General features: G+C 39.5%; 17 protein-coding genes. 10 read left to right on the top strand and 7 right to left on the bottom strand.

Annotation, left to right across the window (positions count from 1 at the left end; genetic code table 11):
• Positions 1 to 22 precede the first annotated feature (22 nt).
• Together A9P82_RS00175 and A9P82_RS00170 are read left to right on the top strand one after the other, a co-directional pair.
• Positions 23 to 784: a dioxygenase family protein gene (locus tag A9P82_RS00175; protein WP_066209409.1), complete on the top strand. Its 762-nt coding sequence runs from the start codon at positions 23 to 25 to the stop codon at positions 782 to 784.
• Positions 785 to 794: 10 nt separating this feature from the next.
• Positions 795 to 1,511: a pirin family protein gene (locus tag A9P82_RS00170; RefSeq protein ID WP_066202709.1), complete on the top strand. Its 717-nt coding sequence runs from the start codon at positions 795 to 797 to the stop codon at positions 1,509 to 1,511.
• 17 nt (positions 1,512 to 1,528) lie between these two features.
• Here A9P82_RS00170 and A9P82_RS00165 read toward each other — a convergent pair whose 3' ends face one another.
• Positions 1,529 to 2,806: a type IX secretion system plug protein gene (locus tag A9P82_RS00165; RefSeq protein ID WP_197492196.1), complete on the bottom strand. Its 1,278-nt coding sequence runs from the start codon at positions 2,804 to 2,806 to the stop codon at positions 1,529 to 1,531.
• Positions 2,807 to 2,906: 100 nt separating this feature from the next.
• Positions 2,907 to 3,368 carry a hypothetical protein gene (locus A9P82_RS00160; protein WP_066202705.1) on the bottom strand — a complete coding sequence of 154 codons (462 nt, stop codon included), beginning with the start codon at positions 3,366 to 3,368 and terminating at the stop codon, positions 2,907 to 2,909.
• Between the two features lie 188 nt (positions 3,369 to 3,556).
• On the opposite strand from A9P82_RS00160, the gene A9P82_RS00155 reads away from it, so the two are divergent.
• The 8 genes from A9P82_RS00155 (at position 3,557) to A9P82_RS00120 (ending at position 14,675) form a co-directional block, all read left to right on the top strand.
• A complete protein-coding gene (locus tag A9P82_RS00155; RefSeq protein ID WP_066202703.1) occupies positions 3,557 to 4,279 on the top strand; it encodes a DUF4397 domain-containing protein in 723 nt (240 codons plus the stop codon).
• Positions 4,280 to 4,360: 81 nt separating this feature from the next.
• Entirely contained in the window at positions 4,361 to 4,942 is a 582-nt protein-coding gene (locus tag A9P82_RS00150) for an RNA polymerase sigma factor (RefSeq protein WP_066202700.1), read from the top strand.
• 9 nt (positions 4,943 to 4,951) lie between these two features.
• Positions 4,952 to 6,142 carry an outer membrane beta-barrel protein gene (locus A9P82_RS00145; protein ID WP_156522567.1) on the top strand — a complete coding sequence of 397 codons (1,191 nt, stop codon included), beginning with the start codon at positions 4,952 to 4,954 and terminating at the stop codon, positions 6,140 to 6,142.
• 110 nt (positions 6,143 to 6,252) lie between these two features.
• A complete protein-coding gene (locus A9P82_RS00140; protein WP_066202694.1) occupies positions 6,253 to 6,633 on the top strand; it encodes a BlaI/MecI/CopY family transcriptional regulator in 381 nt (126 codons plus the stop codon).
• 93 nt (positions 6,634 to 6,726) lie between these two features.
• Positions 6,727 to 8,676, top strand: a complete 1,950-nt coding sequence (locus A9P82_RS00135) for a M56 family metallopeptidase (protein WP_082915134.1) — start codon at positions 6,727 to 6,729, stop codon at positions 8,674 to 8,676.
• Between the two features lie 155 nt (positions 8,677 to 8,831).
• The gene (locus A9P82_RS00130) at positions 8,832 to 9,992 is read left to right on the top strand and encodes an efflux RND transporter periplasmic adaptor subunit (protein ID WP_066202688.1); all 1,161 of its coding nucleotides are present in this window, start codon (positions 8,832 to 8,834) and stop codon (positions 9,990 to 9,992) included.
• A gap of 100 nt (positions 9,993 to 10,092) precedes the next feature.
• A complete protein-coding gene (locus A9P82_RS00125; RefSeq protein WP_066202686.1) occupies positions 10,093 to 13,251 on the top strand; it encodes an efflux RND transporter permease subunit in 3,159 nt (1,052 codons plus the stop codon).
• A gap of 35 nt (positions 13,252 to 13,286) precedes the next feature.
• Positions 13,287 to 14,675: a TolC family protein gene (locus tag A9P82_RS00120; protein ID WP_066202684.1), complete on the top strand. Its 1,389-nt coding sequence runs from the start codon at positions 13,287 to 13,289 to the stop codon at positions 14,673 to 14,675.
• A 4-nt stretch (positions 14,676 to 14,679) separates the two neighbouring features.
• Here the strand turns inward: A9P82_RS00120 and bshA are convergent, their stop codons facing one another.
• The 5 genes from bshA to A9P82_RS00100 all read right to left on the bottom strand — a co-directional run bounded on the left by bshA (position 14,680) and on the right by A9P82_RS00100 (position 17,296).
• Entirely contained in the window at positions 14,680 to 15,819 is a 1,140-nt protein-coding gene (gene bshA, locus A9P82_RS00115; RefSeq protein ID WP_066202682.1) for an N-acetyl-alpha-D-glucosaminyl L-malate synthase BshA, read from the bottom strand.
• Positions 15,820 to 15,858: 39 nt separating this feature from the next.
• A complete protein-coding gene (yidD, locus tag A9P82_RS00110; protein ID WP_255364083.1) occupies positions 15,859 to 16,044 on the bottom strand; it encodes a membrane protein insertion efficiency factor YidD in 186 nt (61 codons plus the stop codon).
• Between the two features lie 65 nt (positions 16,045 to 16,109).
• Complete coding sequence (gene rnpA / locus A9P82_RS15810; protein ID WP_066202675.1) at positions 16,110 to 16,517, bottom strand: ribonuclease P protein component; 408 nt, start codon at positions 16,515 to 16,517, stop codon at positions 16,110 to 16,112.
• An 80-nt stretch (positions 16,518 to 16,597) separates the two neighbouring features.
• Positions 16,598 to 16,753: a 50S ribosomal protein L34 gene (gene rpmH / locus A9P82_RS15220; RefSeq protein WP_082915132.1), complete on the bottom strand. Its 156-nt coding sequence runs from the start codon at positions 16,751 to 16,753 to the stop codon at positions 16,598 to 16,600.
• A 135-nt stretch (positions 16,754 to 16,888) separates the two neighbouring features.
• Complete coding sequence (locus A9P82_RS00100; RefSeq protein WP_156522566.1) at positions 16,889 to 17,296, bottom strand: hypothetical protein; 408 nt, start codon at positions 17,294 to 17,296, stop codon at positions 16,889 to 16,891.
• Positions 17,297 to 17,448 lie beyond the last annotated feature (152 nt).

Genomic DNA, 17,448 nt, shown 5'->3' with positions numbered 1-17,448 from the left:
TGTTTATCCGAAACATACGAATATGGAAAGGAAAGCTTTTCTCAAACACACATTTTCGGCATTAGGTATTTTTGCCGTTGCCCCAATAATCAAATCTTGTAATAAAGCAGGGAGCGCATTGCAATCCGATTCAGACAATGACTCAATGGGGCAAGGTTCAGGTACAGCTTCAAGTGTAGCTGCTGATACATCCTGTACTGTTACACCATCCGAGATTGAAGGACCTTTTCCCACACATTCGCCCGCGAGCTATATACGAAGCGACATCCGGAAAGGCGACGGCATAGGAACAACGCTTACTTCGGTTATCACGATCGTAAATGTAAACGACAATTGCGCAGCATTGGAAAATGTATATGTGGACATCTGGCACTGCGATGTAAACGGAGACTACTCCGAATACGGCGACACACAAATGCAATCGAACAATTACACAAACCTGCATTGGCTGCGCGGTCGGCAACAAACCGACTCCAATGGACAGGTAAAATTCATTTCTATTTTCCCCGGCTGGTATCAAGGTCGCGCTACGCATATTCACGCGCATATATTTGACCAGTCCGGCAATACGTTGTTAGTAACTCAAATTGCTTTTGACGACGATTTGTGCAAAACAGTCAATACTTCCGGCTCAGGCTACGGCTATACAAAAGGCATGAGTGGTTATACTTATAATAATGCCGATAACGTATTTAGCGATGGCTTTACAAAAGAATTATCCGCCGTTACCGGAAGTCTTTCAGAGGGCTTTCAATTGAGCATTACCATTCATGTAAAAGCATAAATTTATAACTATGATAAAACAACAAACAGCCGGAAAAATATATCCCGCCGAAATGTGGAGCCATCACAAATCATCAGCATTAACGGCATATGCCATGTGTTTATACAATGAAGAAAAACGACAACATGAAAATGTACCATTGCTCGAATTTAACAACGAAATTATCGCAGCCGAACATATTATATCTTTTGAGGCATACTGCTCACAAATATTGTTTTTGTTGCCAATACATGGCTCGCTAAAATATTCCGATTCACACGACTCTTCGTATGTAATCAGTCCTGAAACGTTCTTTGCGCAGGAATTACACAAAGGAGACAAGATAGAAGTTTCAAATATCCATTCAGTTGGTGTTAACTACATTCGGATTATTATGAATACAGACGTTGTGTTTCCCCTCTCAACCGAAATAAATTCATACAACACAGAGAACCCCCGTAATAAAAACAGACTGATAAAGATTTTTAAAACAGGACATCCTGCTGTAATTGGTTCATTCAAAAAAATAAGTATCGGGAAGTTTGCAGAACGCGGCAACGCAACCTATATCTTAAAGAACAAAAACGATATAAAATGCCTGTTTTATGTAATCAGCGGCGAATTTGAAATTGGCGGGAGACTGCTGCATAAGAAAGACGGGCTGATACTCTGGAATACCGACTCAATAGAAATAGAATCCTTGTGCCCGGATGCTATACTTTTAGTAATCGAATACGGCTACATATAAAATAAACTGATTATTAATTAAAAATTTGTGCTTCTTGAACTGACCGTCGTACATCCAACCAACTGCGGCGCGCGGTCGGAGAATGATTGATAATACACCAGGATTGTATAATTGTTTTCCGTAAGCCAGTTATTACCTTCGGTTAAAGAAAAAGTGGGCATGGCATTATTTGCATCTTTGGTTACATACATGTAATTGTAATAACCTTGCTTCAGTAATAAACTCGTTTCATAACAATTTTTGTCTGCATCAAATGTCATTTCATTTTCATCACTATAATTATAGTTATTCATTTGTCCCACAATGTAAACGTCTTTATTTGCAAATTCTTTTCCATCGGGCGGAACAAAAGAAAAATGCACACGTGCATAATCGCCTTGTGATTGCACATTAATTTGTTCGGACGCAGCAATATTGAAAAATCCATTATAGTCTTTATACGGCAAATAATCTTCGTCCGCTCTTGATTTATCAGGTTTTACATATACATCAAAAGGTATCTTCGACACATCCACACTTCCTACCCTTTCGCTTTGATAACGAAAACTTTGTAAATCAACCCAGCGATATTCTTTTCCTGCCTGAAATATAACATCCCGCTCGCCGTTGTATTCGTACACCGAGCCGCGCATGAACGAAGGCTGCAAGTCAGTTATTGCATTGTCCCAGCGAAAGTTCTGCAACACCACTACTTTCAATTGTTGCAGCGGATTGGATATTTGTAAATGAGAAACATCAATACTAAACTGAACTTTTTGATATGTGTTTAGTTTGGCATTGTCAAACGGCTGCTGAACTTCTGCCGAAACAGAAATTTTTGAATCCACAATCAACATTCGCCGTGTAAAAATCAATTGTGAAGTGTCGCCGTCTTCAAAAATTTTTAAGATATAATTGCCGCTTTTTACGGGCATACAATTCTGCTGCGGTAGAGAAATTGTGTAATGAATGTATTTTGTTTTTGCGTAGGATGAATATGTGTATTTCGATATTTTGTCCTGCGAAAATCCTTTGAGATAAGTGAACGTAGAAACATCAACCGGCTGCCAGTCCGCATCGCAAAGCTGGAAGGTGTAATAATAATTTTTAGGCGAAGCTGCAAAATCGTCAAAGTCTAATTGCAGCGAATTTTGCGTCCCCAAATTAACCATCGGGTAACTCCATTGACTGCCGTTTGCAGAAAACTGAATGCCGTGAATATTAGGATTATAAACAGCATCGGTAAGCGATTGTGCATTTACTTCTTGAAAAAACAGAAAGCAAAAAAACAATGTCGCGCAGAAAATATTTTTCAAGTACAAAATCTTTTTTTTATTTTCTCAAAAATAAACTTTGTTGCGAAAACAAAAAAGCCCCGCAAATGCGAGGCTTATAAAAATAAATTGTATGCCCAAACTAATGAAACACATAACGGAAAGCAATACCAAATCTTCCTCCGTCGAAATATGAGCCATGTGTAACTCTCCACGACGGGCGCCAGTCAAAACCAAAACCCAAAGGAACATCGTGAATTTTATATTCCAGACCTATTTGCGGACGAACAGCGAAATCGGTAAAGCCATGCCCGAAAGAAACCTGCGGACCTACGCCGATATTCCACAACAATCCGCCGGCATTTCGAATACGTTGATTGTATGAATACTCCGCACCAATAGATGTAAAACCACTGCCAAACAACAACAAACCTTGTATGGCATCTTTGCCTGTAACAAAATGTTTAATGCTCGGACCGACTGCTGTTCCGTCGCCGGCGTCGATAAATAAACCACCTGCTGTCTTGTACGTAGCTTGCGCGGAGACTTTTGTTCCGATTGCCGCTGTCATCAATACAAAAAATGCTAAAAATAATTTCTTCATAGTAAATAGTTTTTAGATGATTAATTTTTTCTATCTATCACATCGCAAATATGAAGCCAAAATTTTTTTGAAGTCAACCACACTCATTATCAGCAAATTGAAAATAAAAAGTTAATGTCCAAAAATAAGTGTAGCGAAAGAATATACTCGTACGTTACACATAGTGTAATCAAAAAATTTTTACAAGAATGAAACAGAAAATCAATTCTTCAATAACAGTGAAAATCGCAGCTTGTATAGCAGCAATAAGTATTATTTTTTCCTCTTGCCTCGACAATGACAAAAATTACGGAACAGAAGTTCAGGTTGCCGGCATCGCGTTAATCAATGCTGCGCCGGGTTCGCCCAACCTTGATTTAATAGGCGATGGACAACGGGAAATTTTGCCGCAACCTTTTGCTTATGACAGCGCAATAGCATATCTTCCTGCGTATCCGGGTTTCAGAGTATTTGGATTTACATTACACAATTCATACAATCTTTTGGCTTCACAACAGTTTTATTTGCATCCCGGAGATGCGTATTCCATTTTCCTTGCAGATACGTTGGGCAATGCAAAATTGTTCGGCTTTAAAGACAGCTTGCACTTATCCGATTCCTCGAGAATAGGTATTCGCTTTGCAAATATGTCGCCCAACTCTACTTCACTGGATTTGTATATAACCGATTCAACTAATTCATTAGTTAATAATATTGCATTCGGTAAAGCATCTGATTTTACAAATATTGCAACGCCGGTATCGGGGAAAATTTCTTTCCAAATAAAAGAAAACGGCAGTAATACCGTTTTGGCAACGCTTCCTGAAACAGAAATAAAGAAAGGAAGAATATATACGGTGTGGGCAAAAGGATTTGAAAATGCAACGGTTGACAGTCTGAAAGCAGGTCTTTCCATTATGCGGAATAAATAAAACAGCCGGTAAAATAATAAAACATTTTTCCTGAAGAATAAATAAGAAATTTGCCATAAACAGAAAGCAGTACCGCGAAGAATGACAATAAACACACCCGGCATTGAGGAAATGATACAAGGCTGTAAAAACAATGACGTCCGCTCGAAAGAGCTGATGTATAAAACTTTTTACGGTTATGTAATGGGTGTGGTTGTGCGTTATGTAAACAAAATCAATGATGCGGAAGAGCTGGTTAATGACTGTTTTATAAAAATATTCAAATACATAGAAGCCTTTGAAAGCCGCGGCAGCTCGCAGGACGAATATTATAAATCGTTCAAAGGCTGGATTGCGAAAATTGCCTCGCGCACGGCGATAGACCAATTGCGGAAAGACAAGAAAAACTTTGTAACAGATGCGCTTGATAAAACCGAATACCGCATAACGCCGGTTCAGGTATCGCACAATATCGATATCAAAGACATTTTGCGATTATTGGACAAGCTGCCGCAAGCGCACAGACTGGTGTTCAACCTGTACGAAATAGAAGGTTTTTCGCACGATGAAATTTCGAAAATATTAAAGATACCGGCAAGCAGTTCGCGCGTATTTCTTACAAGGGCAAAAAATAAATTGCGCGAATTGTATGTACAAATATTCAACCAGCATGTTGGAAAATAAATTAGACGGATGATGAACAAAAAAGATTTAATTGAACAAATAAAAGACCGGCTTCAGGCGCACGAAGAAGATTATGCGCCCGGAGCATGGGAACAGTTTGTTCAATACGAAAAAAGCAAAAAGAAGCGTCCTTTGTTTTGGGCTGCGGCTGCAAGCATATTGCTATTGCTTGGCACCGGCGCATTCTATTATTTGAATACACTAAAAAATAATATTGCGCAGCAAGCTTTGGTTACGAATAAAAATAGCGACAATCAAATTCCGCAAGTTGCGGCAAAAACAGATTCCGCACAAAACACGCATAACGCTTTTTCACAAAACAAAAGCGTTGCATCATCGTCTGCATCATCTCTATCTTCTACTCAAAATATCGTTATCAGTCATCCGAACAATTATTCTTCAACCCAACAACAAATTATAAAAGATACATCATCCGTTATCAAAAATATTTTACCGCAACACGCTGATACAAATACAACTCAGCAATTGGCAAATAATAATGAACAGGAGCAAAACAGCGACAGCGGAAAACTTAATTATATGTCCACCGATTTTCCTTTTAAAAGTAAAAGAAAATCTATTGCTCTTGCCAACCGTTGGTTAATGGATGTTGTAGTTGCTCCGTCCGTAAGCAACAGCAACAAGCTGAACATGGGCTACGGCGTTGCAGTTGGTTATAAACTTTCTCAAAGGTTATCCATTAATTCGGGGCTGTCTTATTCACAGCTTACGGCAGTTAACAGCAATTCAAATTCGGTAGGCATTGCCAGCAGTTCTGCTCCGTCCGTGGAAACGAATGTTACAGGCTTGAGCGTGCCACTCGAATTTCGTTACAATCTAAACCAAAAATGGTATGTAAGCGCAGGAGCCTCGGCAATGGCAGTTTTGTCCAATAAACAACATACGACTTATATTGCCAACAGTATAGCGACAGACGCATTCACTTCAAAAAACGGGAATCTGTTTGCAACGCAAAATGTAATAGCGCCGCCGAAAGTTGCAACAAGTGCACTTGAACAATCGCAAGGAAATCAAAACTTTGCAGGTTTTTTAAATTTCTCACTCGGCTTTAAACAGCAGCTTAGCAAAGGCACAAAGTTTTCGATAGAGCCGTTTATCAGCATTCCTGCGACCAACAATTTCTCCAAACAAAATGTACACTTATCCAATGCAGGCGTAAGGTTGAAAATAGGTTTGTAAAAAAACCATTTGTTAAACATTTAAAAAAATGTGCTTTACACGATTAAAGTACGAAAACTTTCGTACATTTGAACTACGAAATATTTCGTACTTCAAAAATCATTCATCAAATGGCAAAGCAAATCAAACTTACCGAAAGCGAATCTGAAATATTGCAAATTCTCTGGGAGCTTGGTCCGGCAAGCGTTCGCGAAGTACATGAAGCTTTGAACAAAATCAAAGACACAGGCTACACCACTACTTTGAAACTGATGCAAATCATGCATGAGAAAAACCTGCTTACGCGCGACGACAAAGCGAGAGTTCATATCTACAAGCCCGCCATCTCTTTAAAAGCAGGGCAACAGCAAGCCGTAACCAAGATTATCAAAACCATGTTCAAAGGTTCCCCGGCTCAGTTGGTAATGCACGCGCTCGGCAATCATCGTCCGTCAAAAGAAGAACTTGATGAGATAAAAAAATATTTAAAAGAATTGGAAAAAAATTCATGAGCCGTGAGACACAAGTTGTGAGTACAAGTTCTCACGACAGACGATTCACGCTGCATAACATAAAAAATAACCGATAACAAAAAACAGGGAAATATGAATATCATCAACACGCTCTCCTCTCCTGTTTTCAAGGCTTTAGGCTGGAGCTTGCTGCATAGCTTATGGCAGGCGCTTGCTTTTTATGTTTTAGCACGGTTAATTTTATCAGTCGTAAAAAACGCTGCTGCAAAAACAAAATATCTTATCGCGTATGCATCGCTGAGCATGATGATAGTTTGCGTTGTATTTACTTTCCTGCAACAATTGAAAATGCAGGAAAAGGCTTTAGCCCTGACAAATTTCAGCAATACTGATTTATCTGAAACTATGATTACGGCTTCATTTCAGCATCATCTTCCGCACACGAAAATGTTTTATTTTGAACAGGGAATGCCTTTTATCGTGTTGTTTTATTTAATCGGCGTTCTTATTCTCGGATTGAGGTTCATTAATAATTACCGACAAGTAATTTTTCTGAAAACAAAAGGATTAATTGAAGTAAACCACTTGTTGGAAGAAAAAATACGACACCTTGCTGCGCAACTAAATATTTCATCGTCATTCAGATTTTTTCTATCAAAATATGCGGATGCTCCCGTGATGCTTGGAGCGCTGAAACCGATGATTCTGTTACCTGTTGCATTTCTCAATAATTTATCTGTTGAAGAAACGGAAGCGATTTTACTGCACGAACTCGCACACATTCGCCGAAACGATTACCTGCTCAATCTGCTGCAATCTGTGATTGAAACGATTTTATTTTTCAATCCGTTTGTTTGGTTGATTTCAAAAATCATTCGTGAAGAAAGAGAAAAATGCTGCGATGAAATTGTGATTGAATTTGCCGAACCGAGAACTTATGCGCAAGCATTGCTTTCGCTGGAACAAGCCGAAAAGCCCGTACTGACGCTGGCTGCGGGCGATAAACAATATCAACTTTTAAACCGGATAAAAAATTTTACCATGAAAAAAAATCACATCATCAGCGCGAAACAAAAAACGCTGAGCGTCCTAATTGTAGCGTTAGGTATCTTTTCCATTGCATGGCTTTCGCCGAAAGAAATACACGATAACAAAAAAATGTTGTTGACAAAAAAAATCAAAGGAACATCGCCACATTTATTCAACATCGACACAGCAATAATTTCCACGCCGCCCACTCCCATAATTGCTTCGCCTGCACCGCCGGCAATGCCCCGTAATATCAGTATAAGCAAAATAGCTCCACCATCCACGCCAAATGTTCAATTACCGGTACCTCCTAAAAACTTAATGGATTCTGTTCCTCATTTCGATAGCGCTAAAGCCAACAGATATTTCCATAGTGCAGAATGGAAAAAATATCAACATGATTTGCAGGAGAACACCGCCAAAATCAGAGAATTTTACAAGAGTAAAGAATGGGAAAATTATCAAGATAGCCTAAGAGCAAATATCGCCAAAATCAGTGAGTTCTACAATAATGACGCGTGGAAAAAATATCAGAACGAATTAAAAGCCCAAGCCGCTAAAATCCAAAACTTTTACAATAGCGACAAGTGGAAAAATTATCAAAAAAACTTACAAGCCCACCTTGCTAAAAACCTGAACGCACTCAACAGTAAAGAATGGAAACAACAACAAACAGAAATCAATAAACAACTTGCAACAATACAGAAAACCATGAACAGCAAAGATTGGAAAGAGAAACAAACTGCCATAGAAGCTCAATCAAAAAAACTACAAGACTATTTCAATAGTCCCGAATGGAAAAAACGACAGCAAGATATTCAAAACAAAACACAAAACATGAGTAAATATTTTCAAAGCAAACAGTGGAGACTACAACAAAAAGCCATTGAAGAACAATCAAAAAAACTGCAGGACTATTTCAATAGCCCGGAATGGAAAAAGCAACAAGAAAGAATACAGCATGTAACAGATTCTTTGAGTGCCTATAACAATAATGCAATGATGCAAGTTCTACAAACATATAAAGAAGCTATGACAGACGCGAATCAATAGATTTTCTAACATTATTTTTCAATTTATTAACTATCCTTGTGCATCAATGTTTGCACAAGGATTTTTAGTTTATTATCTTAGCGACCGTTAATTTTACAAAACTGTTTCTCATCTCAAAAATTTATTAAACTGTAATCGCTTTATCAATTTAAAGTATGAAAAAACTGATTCCTGTTTCGTTTATCATTTGTATGCTTGTGTCGTGCAGCAGCAATCTCAAACAAAGGAAAAAATCGGTAACGCCAACCGATTATCCCGTGCTTACGCTTACGCCGCGCAATGCTACAACTTATACCGATTATCCTGCCACTGTTCAGGGCGAGCAGGTAGTTGAAATAAGACCGAAAGTGGATGGTTATCTGGAAAATATTTTGATACCGGAAGGCGCAACCGTGCATCAGGGAGAGTTGCTTTTTCAAATCAGCAATCCGCAATTTGAACAGGATAAAATTACGGCGGAAGCCGCCATTAAAAGCGCAGAAGCCAATGTAGCTGCCGCCCGCATGAATGTTGAGAAAGTAAAACCATTAGTTGAAAAAGATATTGTAAGCAAATACGAACTTGATGCAGCACAATATACTTTGCAATCACAACAAGCTTCGCTGGCACAAGCGCGCGCATCGCTTGCCAATGCCGAAACAAATATCGGCTATACACAAATTCGCAGTCCGCACGACGGCGTTATCGGTTTAATACCTTACAAAATAGGCGCATTGGTCAGCAGCACTACCGCAAGTCCGCTAACCACTTTGTCCAGCGCGGGGAATGTATTTGCTTATTATACCATGACGGAAAAACAATTATTGGATTTCTATAAACTCATGCCCGGCAAAACCATTTCTGACAAGCTGCAACACATTCCGCCGGTAAGTTTGATTTTGGCAAATGGTTCGGAATATCAGCACAAAGGAAAATTAGAACCTGCCAGCGGATTGATAAGCACATCTACCGGAACGGCAAATTTCAAAGCAACTTTTCCAAACCCCGAAGGATTGATTCCGAGCGGTGCAAGCGCCACAGTGCGTGTGCCAAGATATTTTGACTCTGCATTAATTATTCCACAAAGCGCCACCTTTCAGATACAGGATAAAATAGTAACGTATGTTTTAAACGACAGCAGTAAAGTAGTAACTAAAACTATCGGTGTAAGTCCTACAATGGACGGACAGTTTTATATCGTTACAGAAGGTCTGAAAGTGGGCGACAAAATTGTGCTTGGCGCAACTAACCTGAAGGATGGCTTTGAAGTAAAGCCTCTTCCATTAAATGTGGACAGTTTATATAGTTCTGTTGATACCACCAACTCCAATCGGTAATTAATAATTAAAAATTAGTAATTAATAATTCAGCATTTTCATCATCAAGCATTGCAAGTGAACAATCCATAATTACTAATACTTAATTCAAAATTTATTTATGCTAAAAAAATTCATTGAACGACCTGTATTAAGTACGGTAATTTCTGTTTTAATTGTACTGCTGGGAGTTTTGGGATTGGTAAAATTACCCATTGAACAATACCCGGATATTGCACCGCCCACGGTTCAGGTAAGCGCTTCTTATGGCGGCGCCAATGCACAAACCGTAATGAATACGGTTATCATTCCGCTTGAACAACAAATCAATGGCGTGGAAGATATGACGTATATGACTTCTACTGCAACCAATACCGGGCAAGCAAATATCAGTGTGTACTTTGATGTGGGTCGCGATCCGGACCAGGCGGCTGTGGATGTATCCAACCGTATTTCTGCCGTAATGAGTAAATTGCCCGCAGTAGTAGTGCAAAGCGGTGTTACGGTGCGCAAGCAACAATCGAGTAATCTGCTAATCTTAGCATTGTACAGCGATAAACCGGCTTACGACCAAACCTTTCTGCAAAACTATGCGTACATCAATATTACGCCACAACTTTCCCGCGTAATGGGCGTAGGTGCGGCAAATGTATTCGGTTCGCAAATGACTTACGCCATGCGTATATGGCTGAAACCCGATGTAATGGCAACCTACGGTGTATCAACCTCCGATGTTACCAATGCACTGAACGAACAAAATGTTCAGGCAGCACCCGGAACTTTTGGATTGAATGACAACCAGTCTTTCAACTATGTAATCGTTTACCCTGGAACACTCGTTTCGCCGGAACAGTTTGGCAATATCATTATCAAGGCAACAGGTAACGGGCAATATTTAAGGCTGAAAGATATAGCAAGAGTCGAACTGGGTGCGCAAAGCTATACCGGCTCATCCGTAATTAATGGAAAGCAGGCCGTAGCCATTGCCATTAATCAAACGCCCGGTTCTAACGCACACGATGTAATTATCAACTGCGAGAAGGTAATGTCCGATGCCGCAAAATCTTTTCCTGACGGAATTAAATATGTGCCTTTGGTGGACATCAATATGTTCCTGAATGCCTCTATTGACAAAGTGCTTCACACATTAGTCGAATGTTTTCTGCTGGTATTTTTAGTAATCTTATTTTTCCTGCAGGATTTGCGTTCAACCATCGTTCACGGCATATCCGTTCCTGTCGCTATTATAGGCACTTTTTTCTTTTTGTATTTGTTCGGGTACAGCATCAATCTGCTCACTTTATTTGCATTAGTACTGGCAATCGGCATTGTAGTGGACGATGCGATTGTAGTGGTGGAAGCCGTGCATGCGAAACTCGAAAATGGCTACACATCTCCGCGCAAAGCCGCCATTGACGCCATTAAAGAAATCGCTCCGGCAATTGTATCAATTACTTTAGTAATGTCGTCGGTGTTTTTGCCGGTAACATTTTTATCAGGTTCGGCAGGTGTATTTTACAGGCAGTTCGGCGTTACCATGGCAATCGCAATAGCCATTTCTGCCGTTAATGCCTTAACACTCAGCCCTGCGTTGGCAGCATTGGTATTAAAGCCGCCGATTCATACCAACGAGGAAAAGAAAGGAACGGTAATGCACCGCTTTTCCGTCGCATTCAATAAAGGCTATGACAAGCTTACGGATAAATATGTGAGCGCAGCAAAAGCCATTGCTAAGTTTTGGTGGCTGTGCTTATTGATTGTAGCGGCTTTCAGCGCATTACTCTATTTTTTAATGAAATCCACACCATCAAGTTTTGTCCCGAGTGAAGATATGGGAACGATATACGTGGATATTACACTCCCGCCTTCTTCAACAATGGAGAGAGTAACTGCCATGAACCAAAAAATAGACAGTATTGTGCACACCGTGCCACAGGTACAATATTCTATGCAGACGTTGGGAAGAAATCATATTTCGGGCAACGGCAGCGCTTATGGTCAAATCACTATCCGTCTTACGCCATGGGATGAGCGTCCAGGCATTACGGTCGATGATATAATACAAAGACTTATAAAGAAGACTTCCGGCATTCGTGGTGCAAAAATTAATTTTATGCAGCAACCTACCATTAAAGGATTCGGTACAAATGCCGGCTTCAGCTTCCAGATTCAGGACAGAGCTGCACACAGTTATGAAGATTTCTACAAAGTAGGTTCGCGTTTTTTGGATTCCTTAAATGCACGTCCGGAAATTCAATACGCAGCATCGCCATTCAATCCGCATTTTCCACAGTACGAACTGAACGTGAATGTTGCAAAATGTAAAGATGCAGGTATTGCCGTAAACGACCTTCTAAAAAGTATGCAGGTATTCTATGGCGGTTTGTATGTAAATAATTTCAACGAATTTGGTCAGCAATATCAGGTAATTGTACAGGCAGACACTAATTACACGGCAACTATTCAGCAACTGAATAATATTCAGATAAAAACAGGCAGCGGTACTATGTCGCCGGTTTCAGAGTTTATTACACTGGACAGAATTCAGGGACCCGACCAACTGGCACGTTTCAATATGTACAACACGATGTCTGTAAGCGGCGCGCCCAATCAGGGTTACAGCACAGGAGAAGCTATGCAGGCAATTGATGAAGTTGCGGCTAAAACTTTGCCTGCCGGATACAGTTACGAATATTCAGGCATCAGCCGGGAAGAGCAAAACGCAGGTTCACAAACTGTTTATATTTTCATATTAAGCCTGACTTTTGTTTACTTGTTATTAAGTGCATTATATGAAAGTTACCTGGTGCCTTTTGCCGTATTGTTATCCATTCCGGTAGGTTTAGCCGGCGTATTTGTTTTCACAAAACTGGCAAATCTGGATTTTAATATTTATGTGCAGATTTCTCTTGTAATGCTCATCGGATTGCTGGCAAAGAATGCGATTTTAATGGTAGAATTTTCTTTAGAAAGAAGGCGGAAAGGAATGAGCATTTTTGAATCGGCAATGGAAGGTGCTAAAGCGCGACTAAGACCAATTTTAATGACTTCCATGGCATTCATCTGCGGGTTGCTGCCTTTGGTATTTTCGTCGGGTGTAGGTGCAAACGGCAATAAGGCAATTGGTATGGGCGCTATCGGCGGAATGTTGTTCGGCACTTGCCTGGGCGTGTTTGTAATTCCTGCATTATACATTTTATTCCAGGGTTTACAGGAAAAAATCAAGAAGAATAAATACGATGAAAACGGCGAGCTGATTGCCAAACCGAAAAAGGCATAATTTCAATTTGTTTAATGATATATCGAACTATAACGATGAATAAGTTTAAGATAATAATCTCATCCGTTTTAATAATCTTCTTTGCGGCATTGCTCCAATCCTGCAAAATAACACAAGCGTATCAGTATCCGAAAGACGTTGCCAACGATTCATTGTACCGGAATGCTTATAACAGTGATACTGCAAATATTGCGAATCTTTCATGGAAAGAATTATTCAGTCCTAAATTGCAATCCCTGATTGCAGAAGGTATTCAAAACAATTACGACTTAAAGGTTGCCGAGGCTCGTATCAAAGAAGCGGAAGCTAATTTCAGGCAAAGCAAGGATGCTTTTTTGCCTTCGCTGGGTGCAGGAGCAAGTGCAGAATTTCAGAACCCGCCGGATGTGCAAAACGCAGCCAATCATATTTATCAGCTTAGTGTAAACTCGGCGTGGGAAGCAGATATTTGGGGAAAATTAAAAAGTGCAAAACGGGCAGCATTGGCATCATTACTTCAAAGCGAAGCATATAAAAGATATGTACAAACGCAATTGATTTCTCAAATCGCTATGGACTATTATTCATTGCTTGCTTATGATGCACAGCTTTCCACAACATTAAGAACAGTCGAAAACCGAAAAGAAGACGCAGCTACCGTGCAGGCTTTGAAAGACGGAGATGCAGCTACCGGCGCAGATGTTGCACAGAGCGAAGCAAACCGGTATTCAGCCGAAGTTATTATTCCGGACATTAAACAAAACATTCGCGAAACCGAAAATGAAATTTGCGTTTTAATCGGCAGAACGCCCGGCACAATTCAAAGAGACAGTTTATCACGGGAATCGGTTATTACCAATCTTCCGACAGGTGTTCCTTCCCAGCTTTTAGCAAACCGTCCGGATATACAGGAAGCTGAATTTCAGTTGCGGAATGCCTTTGAATTAACAAACGTAGCACGCACTTATTTTTACCCGTCGCTTACCATTACTGCGGAAACCGGATTGTACAACAATAGTATGTCAAATTTTTTCAAACCAGGTTCTTTCTTCGCAAACATTATTGGCGGACTTACACAACCCATATTCAACAATGGTTTGAACAAACAAAGGCTTGCAGCAGCAAAAGCGCGACAGGAAGAATATCTGGCAGATTATAAAAAAACCTGGCTTACCGCGGGACAAGAAGTATCCAATGCATTATACCGTTACCGTGCTGCGCAGGAAAAAATAGCTGTCAGAACCAATGAAATTGACAACCTTTTAAAATCGGTCGATTATACAAGAGAATTGATGAAGAACAGCTATAAAACCTATAACTATACGGACGTGCTTACCTCTGAACAAAATCTGCTGACTGCTCAATTAAACGGCATCAGCGATAAAGTGCAACAATTACAAGCTGTGGTTCAACTATATGTAAGTCTTGGCGGCGGATGGAGATAAAGCTTTATTTTCCACAATCCATTCTACAAAATCTGCCATAGATCTGTTCGTACAATGGAACAATATTACCAATGTCGAATTTAAGCGCATGTGTGTATGCTTGCTTTTTGAACTGTTGCAACAGCTCTTCGTTTTCCAGTAATTCAATTCCTTTTTGAGAAGCTGTTTTCACATCGCCAACGTCGAACAGAAATCCTGTTTCTCCGTCCACATTTACTTCGGGTAAACCGCCGGCATTACTGCTCAACACAGGAACGTGCGCAGCCATCGCCTCAAGTGCAGCTAAACCGAAACTTTCATACTCGGATGGCAATAAGAACAAATCGGAAATAGCCAATACTTCTTCCACTTGCTCCTGCTTACCGAAGAAACGGACATCCTGCTCTACTCCCAAATTTTTTATCAACTCTTCACAATTTGGTCTTTCTGGTCCGTCGCCAACCATCAACAATTTACAATCTACTTCCTTATGAATTTCTGCAAATATTTTTGCAACATCACATACTCGTTTTACTTTCCGGAAGTTGGATGCGTGAACAATTATTTTTTCGCCTTTCGGCGCTACGGCTTGCTTGAATGCATCGATGGGTTTTTTATCAAATCGTTTTATATCTACAAAATTGTAAATGACTTCTACATCTTTTTTAATATGGAAATGCTTATAAGTTTCTTCTTTAAGATTTGCAGAAACGGAAGTAATTACATCACTTTCATTAATAGAAAACGTAACTACCGGTTCGTACGTTTTGTCCTTTCCGACCAGTGTAATATCTGTGCCATGTAGCGTGGTTATAAACGGAATATTTCGTCCTGTTTTTTCTTTCACAATTTGCTTTGCCATATATGCCGCCGACGCATGCGGAATGGCATAATGTACATGTAACAAATCCAGGTCGTAACGCATAATCACATCTACCAGAGTACTTGCCAGCGCCAGTTCATAAGGAGGATATTCAAACAAAGGATACTGCGGCACCCGCACTTCGTGGTAAAAAATATTGGCGCTAAATTCGTTTAATCGAACGGGTTGCCGATATGTAATAAAATGCACTTCGTGCCCTTTTGTAGCTAATGCTTTTCCCAATTCTGTTGCCAATACGCCGCTTCCGCCGAATGTGGGATAACAAACGATTCCTATTTTCATCGTGAGTTCGTTGTTTGCTCTATTTGTTTAAAATAAATTTTACGGAACAGGGTCATAACCACTTCCGCCGCCGGGACGGCAGCGTGAAACACGCTTTACCGTAAGCCAAAAACCTTTGAATACACCATATTTCTTAAAAGCTTCAATACCGTATTGCGAACAAGTAGGCGTGAACCGACAATTCTTCGGCAATGTAGGCGAAATAACCAACTGATAAATTTTTATCGCGCCTATAAAAGGATAACTTAATATTTTTAAAAGCTTTTTGATATTGTAAAATCTCAGGGATTTTAATAACTGTTCTGTTCCGGATGTTTTGTTATTACTTGTTCAAGTTTTCGCAAGATAGTGAAAATTGCGGATTGCATTTCTTTATAAGTTATTAATTCATTGCTACTAAACAGGAAAAACAAATGAATCACTATATGGCGCTGCAGAGCTAATGTATGCAACGCATGCTTTTGTGTTCTGTATGCTTCCCGCATCAACCGCTTTGTGCGGTTGCGTTTTACTGCATGCTTAAAATATTTTTTGCTACATCCGAATCCGGCTTTGACCTCGCTTTCCAAATTGTTTTCTATGGAATAAAACACACGCACAGGCGCAGCAAAAAAAGTGTTTCGCTGCGCGAACAACGCATCAATTTCCTTGCGGCTTTTAAGTTTTTCTGTTATGCTTAATCCGTTAATTTTTTCCATCTCATCATCGTCTCTAAAACAAAAAGCACCATAAAATTAAGTTTACGGTGCTTTTAATTATCTTGTAAAATTAAAACAGATTATTTTAATTTCCTTTCATCGGAAACGGTCAGTTTTTTACGACCTTTTGCACGGCGCGATGCTAAAACTTTGCGACCGTTTGCAGTTTGCATACGCTTGCGAAATCCATGAACAGATTTGCGGCGGCGATTGTGTGGTTGAAATGTTTGTTTCATTCGTCAATTATTTTATTTTGTTCTTCAATTCTTTTTAAATGAAAACAGCGACCATTTACCGTTTTCCTGTGAAAGGTGCGCAAAAGTACACTATTCTTTTTTAATAAGAAAATATAATCTTAAAAATTTGCTTTTTTATCTGTTATTGGGAGTTGGCGTTTTGAACATTCCAAGTGGCGCCGGTTTTACTTTGTAGGTATATGGATATATTACTACGGAATTTCCTGCCTTAAGCCGCATAGTTGAGTTTACATATATATCGCTGCTATTGTCCACATTTTCTTCCGAAACCGGATTTAGTTGAAAACTACCATTTAAAAACGAAGGCTGACTGCTATAAGTGTCTCTGTTTACGTTGCTTAAAGATGACAATGAGAAAAAAGAAGCCGGTCTGCGAATATTTTTTAAGCTGTATTTTTCAAGCTTTATTTTGTCTTTATCCTTATCTTTTCTTTTATCAAACGCCTCATTACTTCCAATGTTAAAAGACGCAAAAGCAATTCCAAAGCAGGCGCAAAACGCCAGCGTTAAAATCGACTTCATATTTACAATTCTTTTAATCATTTCCGCAAAGATACACAAGTTGTTAAACATCATCAAAAAAACTTTGTCAAAAATATAACACTTTTATTAACAGGTGTGCATTAATACAGTTATCAAATCATTAAGCAATATATTTATTCAGATAGTCGATA

Source organism: Arachidicoccus sp. BS20, from assembly GCF_001659705.1.
Classification (GTDB): Bacteria; Bacteroidota; Bacteroidia; order Chitinophagales; family Chitinophagaceae; genus Arachidicoccus.
This window is presented reverse-complemented; position numbering and strand designations above follow the sequence as displayed.